This window comes from Sphingobacterium sp. NGMCC 1.201703, assembly GCF_047784615.1.
In the GTDB taxonomy this organism is placed as follows: Bacteria; Bacteroidota; Bacteroidia; order Sphingobacteriales; family Sphingobacteriaceae; genus Sphingobacterium.
Window position 1 is genome coordinate 655,099 of the sequence record NZ_JBLOHD010000002.1, and the last position, 16,128, is coordinate 671,226.

Sequence of the window (16,128 nt, forward strand, 5' to 3'; positions counted from 1 at the left end):
ATTTCCACGCTTTTTTACAAAACATCTTAAAGGTATATCTACTAAAACCTTCCTAAACAATTTTAAAAAAACTTCTTTTTCCTAATTTAATTTTAAAACCAATCCCCAGATCAACACACAGATCAGCATCCAGACATTTGTTTGAGTCAATTTGTACTGCCCCTTCAGCAATGAGTCTGCGAATCGCGGACTTACTCAGATCTTTCTTTAAAAAGTGACAAAGGTCAACAAGCTTTGCAACAGTACCCAATTGCGCATTAATATACTGTAACGATATCTCTTCAAATTTTTTATCATCAAATGATTTCTGCTGGAACTGTTTAGCAAAAAAATCCAATGCAGCTGCGGCAGCCTCCAGATCATGGTATTGGGCCACGAGATTATGCGCAATAAGCTTTTTGACTTCCATCGGATTTTCGCCTAATTCCACTCTTGATTTTAGTACCTTCTTTTCTGTCGGGCTAAAGTCCGTCGTGAGGTCAATATAATCTGGGATTAAGCTGTCAGGAATAGACATCGCCTTGCCAAACATTTCATTCGGTTCATCCAGCAACCCAATGGTATTGTGCAGCGATTTGCTCATTTTCTCTTTGCCATCCAGTCCTCTGAGCAATGGCATACATAAGACAAGCTGAGGATCGAGGTTAAAAGATTCCTGAATTTGACGTCCCATTGCACAATTAAACAATTGGTCTGTCCCTCCCATTTCTATATCGCTTTTGATGTGTACAGAATCAAAACCCTGCAATATCGGATAGATAAGTTCATGCATGGCAATCGGCTGATTATCTGTATAGCGCCTGTGAAAATCATGCCGTTGCATCAGCTGCGCGACCGTCACTTTTGAAACAAGCTGAATAACCTCTGCAAAATCTAATTTATCCAACCAATCCCCATTAAAGACGACCTTTGTCTTTGACACATCGATAATTTTAGCTAATTGTGCAATATAGGTAGCCGTATTGTTAGCTATTTTTTCCTGATTCAAAGGCTTGCGCGCTTTATTTTTGCCTGTTGGATCACCTATTCGCGCAGTAAAACTCCCAATCAAAACCACGATTTCATGACCCAATTCCTGAAATTGCCTAAGTTTTTTCAATACCACAGCATGCCCCAAATGAAGATCTGGAGCTGTGGGATCAAACCCGAGTTTGATAACCAGCGGGTGCCCGGTTTCTTTAGATTGTTGCAATTTGGATCTCAGCCCATTCTTGGGCAACATAATTTCAATGTTTTCTTCTAAATCTGTTAACATAATGCTATAAAAACAAAAAAGCCCGAACGTTATGTTCGGGCTTAGCTATATAAATAATTAAATTTTCTAAATTTTAATAGGCATAAGGTTCCCGAACTACTATCGGGAGATAATAATTTGAGAAAAATGGAAGACGTAATATATTGTTCATTTTCTTCATTGCCTTAACAAAGGTAAGGCTATATTTCTAAAATCCAAAAAACTCAAAATAATATAGCAAACCATCCGCTCCTGTTCACGCTGCTCTGATGGCCTCAATCAACTCTTATCGGACACCCAACTATATCCATTAAATTTGTATCAAAAATCCTACTAGACGTGATTCTCATCTCCTTTTTTAGATACAGTATCCTTGCTTTTCTCCAGTAGCCTACCTTCGGCACTATATACATATCGCTCGATCCGGCCATTTCGCTTTTTCTCAACGATTTTCTTCAATAATAATTGGTTCTTAAAATATTCCCTGTAGTTCACGTCGTTGATTTTGTACAGCCGCTCGACTAGATTGTTATGCTGATATAATTCCGTATAATTGATTTTATCCTTCTTATACGTGTGTCTAAGTAGCTGACCATCTCTATTGAACGACTTGGATTCAACGACCTGACCGACACAATCCAATTTTGCCTTATAAAGTAATTTATTATCCCGGCTGTAGTCAGACCTACTATGGTCAAATTCATTTTCAATGGTATAGTAGGTATCAAAAAATGTCTTTAACACTTTCTTCTTCCCTAAATTTGGTTGATAAATCACGATCTTCTCCTGGCTAATTTTGCCATTTCGAAAATCACGCTGTACACTCGAAGTATCTGTAATGATATACTGCAGATCCAACGTTGCATCGATAAGCACATCGATTTGCTCCATCACACCATGCCGCACCTGAGCCACAGCACGTTTTCCATCTTTTTCAATCTTAAAATTTCCATCCACTAACCCCTCTTTATTGACGGCAATAAAAGCGTTCGAGGCACCCATAAATTGGTTCTGTTGCAGAATATATTTTCCCTGCTTCAATTTTGTAACTTTTCCTTTTTCAACGATCCTAATGGTATCTTTTGGAGATTCTGATAAATGTAACTGATACCGGTCTTTGTCCAAACGAACATACTCCTGTGCTACCACTATTTGCCCCGATAGAGCAATAGCTGGAAATAAGAAAAAAATCAATTTCAACATATTGTAATAAGTTTGTTGCAATACATATAATACAATTATTGCTCCAAAACCAGAAGATCGAACCAAACGAAATACAAATAGTGAATATAATGCCATACAAAATAGCTTATAGAAAAAGAAAAGGGAGAAATACCCTAAGGTAGATCTCCCTTTTATGTTGTTCAGGAACCGATCGTAATTAGACTGACTCCAAATATTGAGCGTAGCAATAGCCCTCTTCATTGTCTGTGGTCCGCACCAACCACCATTGATCATTTGCTTTGCTAATCAGTGTGATAATTTCACCTTTTGCAGCTTTTCCCACGATAGGCTGGTCTGTCCCTGGGCCCTTTCTGATATTTAAATTGCTATTCTCTGTAATCACCCTAACCTGACTACCCGGAACCTCAGTGGCCACGTCTACGTTTAAGACTACATCACCGGTCTGGAAGTTAGGATCGATATTTCCGTAAATTTCCCAGAGTTTATTTTTCACATCTGCACTAGGTGCGGTACCTCTAATTTGAAGTACGCCATCCATTTCAGCGTAATTCAGATCATTGACCCCTGAAGATTGCGCAGTATCCAAAAGAACTTTATATTTTTCTTGTAATGACATAATTTATGCTTTTTTTATTTTTTAACCACAATACCACTTAAATCTACTTTCTTTGGATTCAGATTATCCAAACCTTGCTTCAATGTAACAATCTTCGCCTGTTCCAAGGTTCCTGTTACCGAAATAACCCCATCTTTAACATTCGCTTGAACGGACGGAAAATCTTTCATAAACGTATTTACAGCCGCACCAAGTACAGCGTCATTATTCGACACCGTAATAGGCGCCGGTGTTGCAACAGGTGCGCTCACAACAAGATCATTTTGAATGGATTTGACATCTTTGTCTCCAGCGGTCTTTGCAATAGATTCTATCTGCTGCTTTTCTTCCTCCGAGGTTACAGTACCACTTAGGATTACTTTTCCTTTCTCGACTTCAACATCAACAGTTTTACGTCCCGTAAGTGCATTTTCTATCTTTTCCTCTAATTTATCATCAGATAATCCCGATTTACATGCAGAAAAAGAAAGTACTGCTGATGTTGCCAAAAGGCAGAATGTTAATTTGCTAAATTTCATATGTAAATAATTATTTATTAAGTTTCTATTCTTCTTACTTTAAATGAACTCATTACAACCCATTTGTATTTAAGTCAAGCATACCCCAACGATTTCGACCAAATGTGCCCCTACTTTGCTATGGGTATCCCATATGTTCCGTATGAATTTATGATGTCCAATACTATCCTTAACAAACTCCTGGACCAATTGTTTGTCACATGATTTTTAGACAGTGAATTACTTGTTGGATCATAATTATATCATTAATTTTAGAAGCAAAGCTGTAACAGGCCTGATATAGGGTACCAATCGAACACATACAAATTATGGGATTTTTGAACAATATTTTTCGAAAGAAGGAAAATAGAAAAGATAGCATACAGGATTTTTGGAACTGGTTTGAAAAAAACGAACAAACCTTTTTTCAAATTGTAAAAAATGGAGATCATATTGATCAGAATTTTTTCAGCAAGCTTTCCCCAAAAATCGATGCGCTCCGAAAGGATCTTTATTTTTTAACTGGAATGTGCAATGACGATACTGCAGAGCTTATCATTACCCCTGATGGTGTTGTAAAAAATATTGCGTTCGTAGAGACTTTAATCAATGCAGCTCCTGCCCTTCCCAACTGGAAATTTACAGCTTTAAAGCCCGCAGTCAAGGACATGGAAAAATTTAAAATAACAATGTACGGTTTTTCCTTTGACATCAACGATATGTCTTTTTACCCCATTGAACACCAATACCGTCCAGATGAGGTGGATATTGTTATTGTACACCCCAAGTATACCGAAGAAGATAAAGCAAACATTGCCCATGGGGTTGAAATATTCCTGGATAATTATATTGGCGAACTAAACTCGATCATCACTATTGACAATTTAAATGTCACTTCCAGTAATCAGGCTGCAGGTGAACTCATTCCGCTGATTAAATTAAAAGACTATCTAATCTGGCGTGAAAAAGAATTTGTCGAAAAATACACGGATGTCAGACATGAAGCTGAAAATGATTCCTACACCGCTTTCGAAGGTATGCTACAAAATGATTTACCGATCTTAGCCATAATAAATACTTCCCTGCTGGATTGGAACGGAAAAGCATCACACCCCTGGATCGTAACACTGCGGATCAATTACAACGGTACGGCAACAAACGGCATGCCCGACCAGGTTACATACGATTTAATGGATAAATTCGAAGATGACTTAATGAGCAGTCTTCCACAAGATATAGGTCACCTCAATATCGGCCGGGAGACGGCTGATAACATTCGGGAAGTTTACCTGGCCTGTACGGAATTTAGAAAATCGTCCCAAACCATAGATCAATTAATAGGGCAATATCAAAATAAACTTGATATAGACTACGCTATCTATAAAGACAAATATTGGAACTCTTTTGAGCGATTTAATAAAACAATAGAATAACAGCAATAGGCAACCAAAAATAAATATTCATCACCTTTTGTTTTACAATGAATAAGTTCATCGCATTTATTATCCTAATCGGGATCTGTCTGATTGCTTTTAAAGTTTCTCAAAATAATATCTCTAAGACAGATCGTACGGAAAACACGGCGGCATCCGATTCAGCACGGTACAACAATGCTTTCGATCGGGTCAAAAATCTCGTGAAAAACAATAAAAACTACAATAAGGAGCTTGCATTTCTACTTGATATGAAAAGACCTTCTGGTAGAAATCGCTTTTTCGTTGTCGATCTTCGAAATAATCAGCTGCTGGATCAGGGTTTAGTAGCGCATGGTTCCGGTTCGGAAACTGGGCAAACTGGGCAACTAAAATTCAGCAATAAAGACAGCTCCTATGCGACCTCATTGGGCCTGTATGCAATCGGGGTATCCTATAATGGTCGCTTCGGAAAGGCTTACAGGTTATTTGGTCTTGAAGATTCCAATAGCAATGCCTATGACAGAAATATCGTTCTACATAAATATGACAACATGCCTTATGATGAACAGGTTGCTCCAATATGTTTAAGCCAGGGCTGCCCAATGGTGAACGTCAAATTCTATGAAAGATTGCAACGTATTATCGATACCTCTCAAAAACAAATTATCCTGAGTATCTATTATTGATCTTTTTTATTTACCGATCGATCGACTAAATGCAACATGGCCTGGTAAGGGCTTTCCGATGTGATCAGGGATTTTAACCATGCAATAAATGCCAGCACAAATAGATCTTGATTTTCCAAATCTATAGCCATCGTATCTATGGCGGTAATAAAAGTCTTATTTTTTATTACAGCAGGATCTTGCAGATACTTTTCAACCAATCTTAAAAAATTTACAACCCGGCCTTCCCGTACCGTTTCCAGGTATTTTTTGTACCGGCGCTTAAAGCTCTTCACACGCGAAAACGCCAAATCAATATCTCCAAATTGAATGTGGATCAAAATCTCCAGCAAGCTCTTACGGATTGTCCATAACATACCCATTTTTCGCTCATACCAAGCATCTGTCCGGATCATTTTTCTTAATTCTGCCAACGCTAGTTTATCTTGAGATTGCGCCAAAAACATAACCAGACATAATTGCAGGTCCGCAATATCCGTATCGTTGGATTTCAATGTTGATTGTTGTGTTCCTACACGTAAAAGATCAAGCGCTTTGGCACCCTCACCCATATAATGGTAATTTAAAGCCTTTAGCAGATAATAACGTAAATGAAACTGAGTCCGAAGAACAGTCCCTGGAGCACAGTCAGCCATCAACTGTTCCAGATATGCTAAGCTTTCCTGAAATAACCCATTCCGTAAATTGAAATTAGCAAGATAATAGAGGATATGTAAGTAATAATACAAGTGATGGGGCGCATTCGCTTTTTGCTTTGTTATAAACTCGTGGCTTGTTACCAAAAATGACCCCACCAGTGCATAATTCTGATGAATCATCGCGTATTCATTGGCGATATACAAGAGTTGATAAAGCGATTTAAAAGACAACAGTTCCCGTAAGGAAATGTCATACCTGCCGATTGTATCCATCACTAGCTTATTTAGATCAACGATCTTGCCCTTGAGATGGATATCCTGTAGCTCCACTCTTAGCAACGCATAGGCTATCTGAAATCTTGCCTCTTGCTGTATTTTATGTTGGTTAGATATTAAACGATCAATTAGCGGCGCCAGATCAGGGCTCGACTCCAGATAGGCATATTGCAGTCTAACCTGTAGAATTTCATTGAGTAAGCTAAACTGCTCCAAAAGTAAAGCCTTTTGCTCCGCCCGCTGAAGGCATTTAAAGCCTAGTTTCATCAAATCATTCTCTAGCAGAAAACGCCCAACTATAAGTAAACGCAGTGCCTCATGAGCCTCACTATTATCCCGTTCAAATGTCTTATTGGAAATAAACAATAATAGACTATCATGTAATCTTTTTCTTAGAGCGTGGTAAGCATCTTTATTTTTTGAAGACGCATAGAGTTTTTTTAATCCATTTATATCATCAGTTTTTAATATTTCTAATAATTTGATATTCTTGACATCATTGCGTTTATTCTTCTTCTTTAAAAATCGGCCAAAATCTTTAATATCATTATTATCCAAAAGACCAATAAGCTCTACAATCGAATCCATAGTATAAAATTTAAAGGGATATCAAATTTAATAAATAAAAATATATCATCAGTATTTTCTATATATTGATTTTATATACTAAGGAATGCTCTTGATATTTGAATCAACAAATAACAACAACTATAAAAAAATTAAAATTATGGAACCGCTAAAAAACATGATTGAAGAAAAAATTTCAAAAAAGGATTCAAACACAAGAAATCCTTTTAAACCAACAGGAGCTTTTATTGGCGCATCGTGGACTGCTTTACTGGTAGGTACTATAGGTTACTGTATCGGTTTATGGAACGCAACGATGGCTCTGAATGAAAAGGGCTATTACTTTACCATTCTATTGTTTGCCTTATTCGCCGTTATCTCTGTTCAGAAAAGCGTCCGAGATAAGGCTGAAGGACTTGCTGTAACCGAACTTTACTATGGACTAAGCTGGTTTGCAACAATTGCCGCGATAGTTTTATTGGTTATCGGCTTGTGGAACGCTGATCTGCTACTTAGCGAAAAAGGATTCTATGCGATGTCCTTTTCTTTAAGCCTATTCTCTGCGATAGCTGTTCAGAAAAATACACGGGATGCTAAACTTATTGATGATAATGAAATAAAACTTTAGCGGTTTGCCGATCCTACGGCCCCTGGCGAACATGCCGTAGGATCTATTGCAAAAAGAATCCCAGGGATATTTTGGTTTAACCTTATTTTAAGTTTATATTTTATATTCCTCGAGTTTACGGTATAATGTCGCTATACCAATCTCCAGCAATCGTGCTGCTTCAGCTTTATTCCCATTGGTATGCTGCAGCACACGCTGAATATGTTGACGTTCCATGTGCGCCATGGAAAAACTGGAGGCCAAGGTTTGCTCCGTCTTTAAACCGTTCATTCCAAAAGGGAGGCTTCCTAAATCAAGCTGACCGTCGTCGCTTAAGATGACACTGCGTTCGATTACATTTTTTAATTCACGGATATTGCCGCGCCATGGATTTCGTTCGAGAGCAGCGACAAACTCAGCTGTCATTTTTAATGGTTTGAGATTCGACTTTACCGCAAAAAAATCAGCATAATACTGAGCCAACAATCGAATATCCTGAACACGTTGACGCAAGGGTGGCAATTGAATTGTAAAGACCGATAATCTATAGAATAAATCACTTCTAAAATGTTCGGAATCTATTTCAGCTTCAAGATCTCTATTGGTTGCAGCGATAATACGGACATCTACTTTCGTCGGCTTGGAATCACCAACTTTTAAAAATTCGCCGGTCTCCAGTACACGCAAGATTTTGGACTGGAGTTCGATCGCCATCTCCCCGATCTCATCCAAAAAAATAGTGCCCAGATGAGCCTCTTCAAACAGACCACGTTGATCTTTTGTTGCTCCTGTAAATGCTCCGGCCTTATGTCCGAATAGTTCATTTTCCAGCAGATCTTTTGTGAAAGCCGCACAATTAATAGCGACGAAACTGCGCTCCTTTCGAGGACTAGCCTGGTGGATTGCTTGTGCAAATACTTCCTTACCCGTCCCCGTCTCCCCTGTTAATAGAACGGTCGTGCTTGTTACAGATACCTTTTGCGCAAGTGCAATGGCCGATTTAATCGAAACAGAACTACCTATAATTTTGTCAAATGAAAGCCTATTGCCTAATTGTTTCTCCAACTGTTGTACCCGGCGCGCCAGCGCCACCTTCTCACAGGCTTTATAGAGCAAAGGTATAATCTTATTGTTATCATCACCTTTGGTGATATATTCAAAAGCACCGTTTTTGATCGCCTGAACTCCGTCCGGAATGTTACCATAAGCAGTCAATAAGATGATCTCAACAACTGGATGACGCTCTTTAATCAACTTCGCTGTCTCTACCCCATTACCATCAGGCAACTTAACATCGCATAGTACCACATCAATATCAAACATATCAAGCTTTTTCAAACCAGACCGGATGTCATCAGCTTCGATGACCTCAAAGCCCTCCAAGCTGATGATCTTAGCAAGCAGTTTACGAAGCTTCTCTTCGTCATCTATAAGAAGTATTTTATTTACCATGTTTTCCAAAATTACGATTTGTTCAATGCAAACCGCAAAAATTTAGCGTTAAAAAGTTACTTGACCGTTTATCTATTTTATATTGAAAACATGAAGGATTTGACTATACCTAAAAAATAGCTTTTTTGAGATTAGAAATAAACTGCTATATTTGTAGCTCATCCACAAAACTGTATGTAAGATCAAGATTCTTTAGAACGTAATAAATACCGCCGATAAATAATTATCGCGATGGTTTGTTTTTAACATTATAAAGAATTTTGGCATGATTTCATTACAACAGATATCCTATATACATCCGAATAAAGATTTATTGTTTGAAAACATAAGTCTAACAATCAACTCACAAGAGAAAATCGCATTAATTGGCAACAACGGTGTTGGTAAATCAACATTATTGCGTCTTATTGCTGGTGAGCTAGCACCCGCAACAGGGAGTATACATCGTGATACCCGCCCTTTTTATGTTCCACAGATTACAGGACAGTACGATGATCTAACCATTGCAGAGGCTTTAGGCATTGACAAAAAACTGGACGCTTTTTATGCCATTTTAGAGGGCGATGCTACAGAAGGAAATTTTAATATCCTTCAAGACGACTGGACGTTGGAAGAACGATGCCAGGAAGCTTTTAGGTATTGGAATCTGCCCGAAATTCATTTGACAGGGAAAATGTCTGATCTCAGTGGGGGCCAAAAGGCAAAAGTATTATTGGCAGGAATCCAAATTCACGGATGCGAGCTTATCCTGTTGGATGAACCGAGCAATCATCTGGATATGGACAGTAAAAATCTACTTTATCAATGGCTGCAGGCTTCAAAACAGACTGTTGTGATTGTTAGCCACGACCGCACGCTGCTCAATCTGCTCGAGGACACTTTAGAAATGACACCGAGGGGCATAAAACGATATGGAGGAAACTATGCTTTTTACGAATCACAAAAGGAAATAGAGCGCAATGCCTTGGAACAGGACATACACTATCAGGAAAAGGCGATCAAAACAGCTAAAGAGAAAGAAAGAGAAACGATTGAACGCCAAAATAGATTGAACAATCGCGGTCAGAAAAAACAGGAAAAAGCAGGCGTGGCCCGTATTATGATGAATACGCTTCGCAATAATGCGGAAAAAAGCACGGCCAAAATCAAAAGCGTTCACCAGGACAAAATCGGAGACATGAGATCCAATCTACAGGACCTCCGGAGCACAAAAGCAAGCTTAGATGAAATGAAAATTGATTTAGGAAACAGTAGTTTCCCACGCGGAAAAAGCATGATCAAAGCGACCAAAATCAATTTCAGCTACAATACCACCGAACTTTGGCCGGAAAACATTGACCTGCAGCTATTCAGCGGAGAGCGCATTATTTTGCAGGGCAAAAATGGTTCTGGTAAAACCACATTGATCAAAATCCTGTTAGGACATCTTAGTCCCAGTCAGGGCCAGATTGAACGACAGCGATTTAACGCAATCTATCTCGATCAGGAGTACTCACTTATTGACCTCCACTTGAGTGTATATGAACAGGCGCAATCCTATAACAGTGAATCCTTAGCTGAACATGATATCAAAATAAGACTCAATCGTTTTTTATTTGGAAAGGATGATTGGGACAAGCCCTGCAGGCTTTTAAGTGGTGGTGAAAAAATGCGTCTGATCCTCTGTTGCCTGACGATTAGACAACAAGCTCCGGATCTCATCGTTCTGGATGAACCTACAAATAACCTGGATATTCAGAACATTCGTATCCTTACCCGGGCGATTCAGCATTATAAAGGCACACTCCTTGTCATTTCCCATGACGAAATGTTTCAAAACGATATTGGTATCGACAGGGCTATTAGCTTAAAAAATTAGATAAAATAAACTAACGTGGACATCTCTACGTTTAATGATATTGGTACTAGTCCGATCTGGATATGTGCAATCGAACCACTTTCATTGCAATCGACAGGCCTATTTTGTAACAATCTCGTATTCTTTATTTAGAATAATGCTAAAACGATAAATTAAATTGAAAAAAAATAAAATTTTATCAATATATTCACGATGATTTTAAACATGAAACAATAACCATCGATTAGTTGAACCTTCCCACAGATATAGATCTCAAAAAACATGTATCTCGCAGGCTTTTCAATTAATTACTCAATTTAATTATGTCAAATTATCAAATTAAAGAGAATCCCGAATTGTTTGACGCTATCGTCGTAGGCTCAGGTGCAGGTGGAGGTATGGCCGGATATATCCTGGCCCACGCGGGCCTTAAAGTATTGATGCTGGAGGCTGGCCCATTTTACGATCCCGCAAAAGATTCGTTACAACTACGCTGGCCTTGGGAATCTCCCCGCAGAGGAGCTGGCACTACACGACCTTTTGGCGATTTTGACGCAGCCTTTGGTGGCTGGCAACTCGAAGGAGAGCCTTACAGCAAAGTTAGTGGAACCGAATTCGAATGGTTCAGAGCAAGGATGCTTGGTGGTAGAACAAATCACTGGGGTCGTATTTCATTACGCATGGGTCCCGATGATTTCAAACCAAAAGATGGCATGACCGACGAATGGCCCATCACCTATGATGAAGTCAAGCCATTTTATGATCGTGTCGACCGTATGATTGGTATTTATGGTACCGTTGAGGGTATACATAACGAACCTGACGGTATTTTTATGAAACCTCCCAAGCCGCGTCTTAATGAACTATATATTGCAAAAGGAGCAAAGAAAGCTGGTGTACCTGTTATTCCGGGAAGGGGCGCAGTCCTGACCGAAGTATCGAAAGACATAAAAGACCGCGGTACTTGCTTCTACTGTGGCCAATGCGGCCGTGCATGTAAGGTATATGGTGATTTCTCCTCTTCATCCTGCCTGGTAATTCCGGCGATGAAAACAGGGAATCTAAAGGTCATCGACAATGCAATGGTACGGGAAGTGCTGACCAATGACGAAGGATTAGCTACCGGTGTTTCCTATGTTGACACCAAAGATTTACAGGAATATACCGTAAAAGGCAAAACTGTAATTCTAGGAGCCAGCGCCTGTGAAAGTGCCCGGATTATGTTAAACTCAAAATCTAAAGCGCATCCGGGTGGTGTCGGCAACAGCAGCGGTTTAGTCGGCAGATATCTCCACGACTCCACTGGTGCCAGCCTCTCTGGTTATTTACCTCAATTACTTGATCGTAAAAGGTATAATGAAGATGGTGTCGGAAGTGTGCATATCTATTCGCCCTGGTGGGAAGACAATGCTAAATTGAACTTCCCAAGAGGCTACCATATTGAATATGGCGGCGGTCTGCATATGCCTTCTTATGGATTCCTAAATTGGGTACCAAAGGTAAATGACGCTGGTAAAAGCGCTGACGGAAAAACAAAAGCAAAAGGTGGCTATGGCACCGCACTTAAAGAAGATTATCGTAGTTACTATGGTGCCAATGTGGGCATGGCCGGACGTGGCACCGCCCTGGCAAGAAAAGATAACTATTGTGAAATTGATCCCAACCAAGTGGATAAATTCGGAATCCCTGTCCTTCGCTTCAATTACAAATGGGCCAATGAAGAAATCGCTCAGGCCAAACATATGCAAGAAACTTTTCAAGCTATTATGCATGAAATGGGGGCTGTCATCACATCGAAGATCCCTGGAGCTGATACCTTATATGGCTTAGAAGCTCCCGGAAAAATTATTCACGAGGGTGGTACAACAAGAATGGGGAACGATCCAAAAACTTCGGTATTAAACAAATGGGGACAAGCGCATGATTGTAAAAACCTCTATGTGGTCGATGCTGGACCTTTTGTACAACAAGGTGACAAGAACCTTACATGGACAATTCTGGCTTTATCGATGCGTACCGCAGAATATATATTACAGGAAAAGAAAAAATTAAATGGTTAAAGCATGAACAGAAGAGAATCTCTAAAAGCACTGGGCTTTATTGCTGCCGGATCAGGTCTTTTAACCGCAGCTTGTAATTCAAAAGACACCAAAAATACGACAGCCGCAACTGGTGATAAACTCCCGGGCGTCCAGGATTTTGAATATGAACGGACAGCTCGCTTAAAAGAAGAAAAGTTTTTTGATGAACATGAAATGGCAACAATTACAGTTTTAGCCGACATCATTATTCCGAAGGACAGCAAATCAGGCAGTGCCTCTGAGGCGGGAGTCCCAGATTTTATCGAGTTTATTGTAAAGGATTTACCTGACAACAAAATCCCTATGCGTGGTGGGTTGCGATGGCTCGATCTCCAAACCAAAAGACGATACGGCAACGTGTTTATAAAATGTGACTCAAAGGAACAGCTCGCACTCATTGATGAAATTGCTTATCCTGAACTAGCAAAGCCTGAAATGCAACAGGGAGCGGCATTTTTCTCCTTAATGCGCAATCTGACCTCCTCCGGTTTTTATACCAGCGAAATAGGAATCAAAGATATCGGATATGCCGGCAACAAACCCGGTGTATGGAACGGTGTTCCGGACGATGTCCTAAAAGAACATGGTTTTGATCCAAGTAAATTTTTCGGATAAAAGAAAATCCTTTCCAAAGCTGGAAAGGATTTTCTTTTTTTAACTGCTCGCAATGTCGTTATTACGACAGACATTGCTATTATTTACTTTATTGTACCGGTGTCACTTCAGTTGGTTCCGGAGCCTTGTCGATCAATTCCATGAATTGATCCAGTTTTGGTGTAATAATAATCTGTGTTCTCCGATTGCGCTGTTTTCCGAGAGCTGTGGAATTATCGGCGACAGGATTATACTCACCTCTACCCCCTGCTGTCAATCGCTTCGGATCCACTCCGTACTTCGTCTGTAAAGCCTGGACCACCGAAGAAGCTCTCAATGTACTTAAATCCCAATTATTCCGGATGTTGGGTTTTGAAATCGGATCAGTATCGGTATTACCTTCAATCAATACTTCATAATCTCTATAATCTTGAATAATCTTCGCTATTTTGCTTAAAGTCATATCAGCACGATCACTGATTTCATAACTTCCAGACTTGTATAGCATATTATCTGCAAGTGAAATATAAACGACACCTTTTAACACCTGCACATCAACCTCCTGTAATTCCTCACGACTCAGTGAGCGGGTCAGATTATTTGTCAATACCAAATTCAACGAGTCAGACTTGTTCTTGGTCTCAACAAGGTGTTTAATGTATTTATTTGAAGCATTGATTTCATCAACAAGCTTGGAAATATTGACATTTCCCTGTGAGTTTTGATTGATACTCTTATCCAAAGAACCCTGCAACGCAGCATAAGCAGCTTTAAGATCAGCATTATTTTGCCGTTCTGAAGCTAACTGATCTTCCAAACTCTTAATTCTTGTCCGACTTTCAGTCAATTGAAGTTGACTATCCTGATATTGTGTCTGCAAATTTTTATATTCTGTCTGCAAACCTAGGTATGTCTTTTTACTGACACCACATCCCGTAACAAGTAAACTTGCGGTCAGTATGGATATCGGAAAACCTATATTCTTCATAGCATTCTAATTTTGTAGATGTTGAATTAATTCGTTGAACTAAGATAAAGCAATATCTTAGCCAAAAAAAAAGTACGCTACTGAATTAACATCCTTTAACGTCTATTGTCCTAGCTCCTTTAGCTCCGCTGTAGTGAATATTTGCTCACCTTTCAAATAAGGATTGGCTCCTTTCAGATAATTGTAAATAATGGATTTCGCTTCCTCATTCGGGAGCTTACGAAGATTCTTGACCAAGAAATTTTTATCTTCTATAATATTGTCTTTATAGCCCAAAAAAGATGGAGCATGGACCTGTACGCTCCAACGAATGAATCTGGCTTCAATGTGATTGGGATTGTCTTTGATCAATTCCTCCAAATGCTTCTTACCCTCTTTAAATTGGCCAACTTTCCTAAACGGGTTGCCCATGTGTTTCGCTATCAATATCTCATAAGCTGCACGATAGACCTTCTCTGTAGTAGATTTGGCCCCCTCATCAAGCACCTCAAAATTACGTTCGCACAAATCCTCATCCTTAACGGCCTCAGCATAGTCTTTCCTGATCTTATCAATATTCAGCTGCTGTCCCAATCCAATCTTTGCTATTGTAAATAGAAATACTGTCAATACTATTCGTGTCATCATAATTATAAATCAGGCTTTTTCAAAACATTCTTTTTCCGACTTAAATTACTAAAAAAATCGAATTCAAATATTAATTTTCAATTATCATACCACAAAGCCTAAAACCAGCTGTCATCAGATCACTACAGTTGGCTTTTTCCAAACCGAATTTCTTTCCAAAAGGATATTTTTAACGCATTTTTGCGCCATGAAAGTAGCACTTAAAACAAGCCCCAAATGGTTAAAAGTATGTCTATCTGTTCTTTTTGGAATTCTATTGGGCTGCATATTGGGCGAACTGATTTTCAAACTCCTACAGCCTTAATCCAGATCAGACCGAACGAAGGAAAAGTTCTACAACTTCCTATCTCTTTCTAAGAAATCTTGTCTCCATTCTTGCTTAAAATAGAATTATTTTTAGTATATTGCTTATACCAATATAAATTTAAAGCGAGCTATGGAGACAAAAGCGGAGTATCAGATTTGGGACACTATCGTCAATAGTGCAAAAACTAAATTCGATTATAAGCATATTCGTGCTATGTTCAAAAAGGAAGATGACGAAATAACCGATAAATTTCTATTCCATATTATTGCCGGATTTGCCTGTGGAGAAAATCACCAGACCATTTCAACAAACTTGTTCAATGAATTGCAAAGCATCCATTTCGAATGCAATGAACAACAGATTGATAAGTTCATTTCAGATAAACATGTTAAATTTAGTCCTGAAATCTACGCAACCTACCTCGCATTTTCTATGCTAGAAGATGGCGAGGATATTGATAATATTACCGATGTCATTGACAATTTATTACAAATAGATAAATAATATTTTTTAGAGCTATC

15 protein-coding genes are annotated in these 16,128 nt (G+C 39.0%); 7 read left to right on the forward strand and 8 right to left on the reverse strand.

Features of this window, described 5'->3' with window-relative positions:
• Positions 1 to 52: 52 nt before the first annotated feature.
• The 4 genes from tyrS to ACK8HY_RS08045 all read right to left on the reverse strand — a co-directional run bounded on the left by tyrS (position 53) and on the right by ACK8HY_RS08045 (position 3,553).
• Positions 53 to 1,255, reverse strand: coding sequence for a tyrosine--tRNA ligase (gene tyrS / locus ACK8HY_RS08030; protein ID WP_416133318.1), 1,203 nt, complete (start codon positions 1,253 to 1,255; stop codon positions 53 to 55).
• A 312-nt stretch (positions 1,256 to 1,567) separates the two neighbouring features.
• Positions 1,568 to 2,533, reverse strand: a complete 966-nt coding sequence (locus ACK8HY_RS08035; RefSeq protein WP_416133319.1) for a hypothetical protein — start codon at positions 2,531 to 2,533, stop codon at positions 1,568 to 1,570.
• Between the two features lie 82 nt (positions 2,534 to 2,615).
• Entirely contained in the window at positions 2,616 to 3,035 is a 420-nt protein-coding gene (locus ACK8HY_RS08040) for an SH3 domain-containing protein (protein ID WP_077432537.1), read from the reverse strand.
• A gap of 14 nt (positions 3,036 to 3,049) precedes the next feature.
• Complete coding sequence (locus tag ACK8HY_RS08045; RefSeq protein WP_416133320.1) at positions 3,050 to 3,553, reverse strand: BON domain-containing protein; 504 nt, start codon at positions 3,551 to 3,553, stop codon at positions 3,050 to 3,052.
• A 308-nt stretch (positions 3,554 to 3,861) separates the two neighbouring features.
• Here ACK8HY_RS08045 and ACK8HY_RS08050 point away from each other — a divergent pair, with 308 nt between their 5' ends.
• Together ACK8HY_RS08050 and ACK8HY_RS08055 are read left to right on the forward strand one after the other, a co-directional pair.
• Positions 3,862 to 4,965 carry a DUF695 domain-containing protein gene (locus tag ACK8HY_RS08050; RefSeq protein ID WP_416133321.1) on the forward strand — a complete coding sequence of 368 codons (1,104 nt, stop codon included), beginning with the start codon at positions 3,862 to 3,864 and terminating at the stop codon, positions 4,963 to 4,965.
• A 47-nt stretch (positions 4,966 to 5,012) separates the two neighbouring features.
• Entirely contained in the window at positions 5,013 to 5,633 is a 621-nt protein-coding gene (locus tag ACK8HY_RS08055) for a murein L,D-transpeptidase catalytic domain-containing protein (protein WP_416133322.1), read from the forward strand.
• Here ACK8HY_RS08055 and ACK8HY_RS08060 read toward each other — a convergent pair.
• Positions 5,627 to 7,135: a hypothetical protein gene (locus ACK8HY_RS08060; RefSeq protein WP_077432533.1), complete on the reverse strand. Its 1,509-nt coding sequence runs from the start codon at positions 7,133 to 7,135 to the stop codon at positions 5,627 to 5,629. The genes ACK8HY_RS08055 and ACK8HY_RS08060 overlap by 7 nt on opposite strands.
• 139 nt (positions 7,136 to 7,274) lie before the next feature.
• On the opposite strand from ACK8HY_RS08060, the gene yiaA reads away from it, so the two are divergent.
• Positions 7,275 to 7,742, forward strand: coding sequence for an inner membrane protein YiaA (yiaA, locus tag ACK8HY_RS08065; RefSeq protein ID WP_077432532.1), 468 nt, complete (start codon positions 7,275 to 7,277; stop codon positions 7,740 to 7,742).
• A 93-nt stretch (positions 7,743 to 7,835) separates the two neighbouring features.
• Here yiaA and ACK8HY_RS08070 read toward each other — a convergent pair whose 3' ends face one another.
• On the reverse strand, positions 7,836 to 9,173 hold the full coding sequence (locus ACK8HY_RS08070) for a sigma-54-dependent transcriptional regulator (protein WP_077432531.1): 1,338 nt from the start codon (positions 9,171 to 9,173) through the stop codon (positions 7,836 to 7,838).
• Positions 9,174 to 9,438: 265 nt separating this feature from the next.
• Here ACK8HY_RS08070 and ACK8HY_RS08075 point away from each other — a divergent pair, with 265 nt between their 5' ends.
• The 3 genes from ACK8HY_RS08075 (at position 9,439) to ACK8HY_RS08085 (ending at position 13,706) form a co-directional block, all read left to right on the forward strand.
• Complete coding sequence (locus ACK8HY_RS08075; RefSeq protein WP_416133323.1) at positions 9,439 to 11,031, forward strand: ABC-F family ATP-binding cassette domain-containing protein; 1,593 nt, start codon at positions 9,439 to 9,441, stop codon at positions 11,029 to 11,031.
• A 302-nt stretch (positions 11,032 to 11,333) separates the two neighbouring features.
• On the forward strand, positions 11,334 to 13,070 hold the full coding sequence (locus ACK8HY_RS08080; RefSeq protein WP_077432529.1) for a GMC family oxidoreductase: 1,737 nt from the start codon (positions 11,334 to 11,336) through the stop codon (positions 13,068 to 13,070).
• 3 nt (positions 13,071 to 13,073) lie between these two features.
• On the forward strand, positions 13,074 to 13,706 hold the full coding sequence (locus ACK8HY_RS08085) for a gluconate 2-dehydrogenase subunit 3 family protein (protein ID WP_416133324.1): 633 nt from the start codon (positions 13,074 to 13,076) through the stop codon (positions 13,704 to 13,706).
• A gap of 88 nt (positions 13,707 to 13,794) precedes the next feature.
• On the opposite strand, the gene ACK8HY_RS08090 is transcribed toward ACK8HY_RS08085, so the two are convergent.
• Together ACK8HY_RS08090 and ACK8HY_RS08095 are read right to left on the reverse strand one after the other, a co-directional pair.
• Positions 13,795 to 14,673 carry a flagellar motor protein MotB gene (locus ACK8HY_RS08090; RefSeq protein ID WP_416133325.1) on the reverse strand — a complete coding sequence of 293 codons (879 nt, stop codon included), beginning with the start codon at positions 14,671 to 14,673 and terminating at the stop codon, positions 13,795 to 13,797.
• Positions 14,674 to 14,775: 102 nt separating this feature from the next.
• Positions 14,776 to 15,300, reverse strand: a complete 525-nt coding sequence (locus ACK8HY_RS08095) for a hypothetical protein (RefSeq protein WP_077432526.1) — start codon at positions 15,298 to 15,300, stop codon at positions 14,776 to 14,778.
• A 436-nt stretch (positions 15,301 to 15,736) separates the two neighbouring features.
• Here ACK8HY_RS08095 and ACK8HY_RS08100 point away from each other — a divergent pair, with 436 nt between their 5' ends.
• On the forward strand, positions 15,737 to 16,111 hold the full coding sequence (locus tag ACK8HY_RS08100; protein WP_077432525.1) for a hypothetical protein: 375 nt from the start codon (positions 15,737 to 15,739) through the stop codon (positions 16,109 to 16,111).
• The last annotated feature ends 17 nt before the right edge of the window (positions 16,112 to 16,128 follow it).

Bases quoted from the DNA above. Each gene is read 5' to 3' on its own strand.
- tyrS (WP_416133318.1), bottom strand. From the start codon at position 1,255: ATGTTAACAGATTTAGAAGAAAACATTGAAATTATGTTGCCCAAGAAT.
- ACK8HY_RS08035 (WP_416133319.1), bottom strand. From the start codon at position 2,533: ATGGCATTATATTCACTATTTGTATTTCGTTTGGTTCGATCTTCTGGT.
- ACK8HY_RS08040 (WP_077432537.1), bottom strand. From the start codon at position 3,035: ATGTCATTACAAGAAAAATATAAAGTTCTTTTGGATACTGCGCAATCT.
- ACK8HY_RS08045 (WP_416133320.1), bottom strand. From the start codon at position 3,553: ATGAAATTTAGCAAATTAACATTCTGCCTTTTGGCAACATCAGCAGTA.
- ACK8HY_RS08050 (WP_416133321.1), top strand. From the start codon at position 3,862: ATGGGATTTTTGAACAATATTTTTCGAAAGAAGGAAAATAGAAAAGAT.
- ACK8HY_RS08055 (WP_416133322.1), top strand. From the start codon at position 5,013: ATGAATAAGTTCATCGCATTTATTATCCTAATCGGGATCTGTCTGATT.
- ACK8HY_RS08060 (WP_077432533.1), bottom strand. From the start codon at position 7,135: ATGGATTCGATTGTAGAGCTTATTGGTCTTTTGGATAATAATGATATT.
- yiaA (WP_077432532.1), top strand. From the start codon at position 7,275: ATGGAACCGCTAAAAAACATGATTGAAGAAAAAATTTCAAAAAAGGAT.
- ACK8HY_RS08070 (WP_077432531.1), bottom strand. From the start codon at position 9,173: ATGGTAAATAAAATACTTCTTATAGATGACGAAGAGAAGCTTCGTAAA.
- ACK8HY_RS08075 (WP_416133323.1), top strand. From the start codon at position 9,439: ATGATTTCATTACAACAGATATCCTATATACATCCGAATAAAGATTTA.
- ACK8HY_RS08080 (WP_077432529.1), top strand. From the start codon at position 11,334: ATGTCAAATTATCAAATTAAAGAGAATCCCGAATTGTTTGACGCTATC.
- ACK8HY_RS08085 (WP_416133324.1), top strand. From the start codon at position 13,074: ATGAACAGAAGAGAATCTCTAAAAGCACTGGGCTTTATTGCTGCCGGA.
- ACK8HY_RS08090 (WP_416133325.1), bottom strand. From the start codon at position 14,673: ATGAAGAATATAGGTTTTCCGATATCCATACTGACCGCAAGTTTACTT.
- ACK8HY_RS08095 (WP_077432526.1), bottom strand. From the start codon at position 15,300: ATGATGACACGAATAGTATTGACAGTATTTCTATTTACAATAGCAAAG.
- ACK8HY_RS08100 (WP_077432525.1), top strand. From the start codon at position 15,737: ATGGAGACAAAAGCGGAGTATCAGATTTGGGACACTATCGTCAATAGT.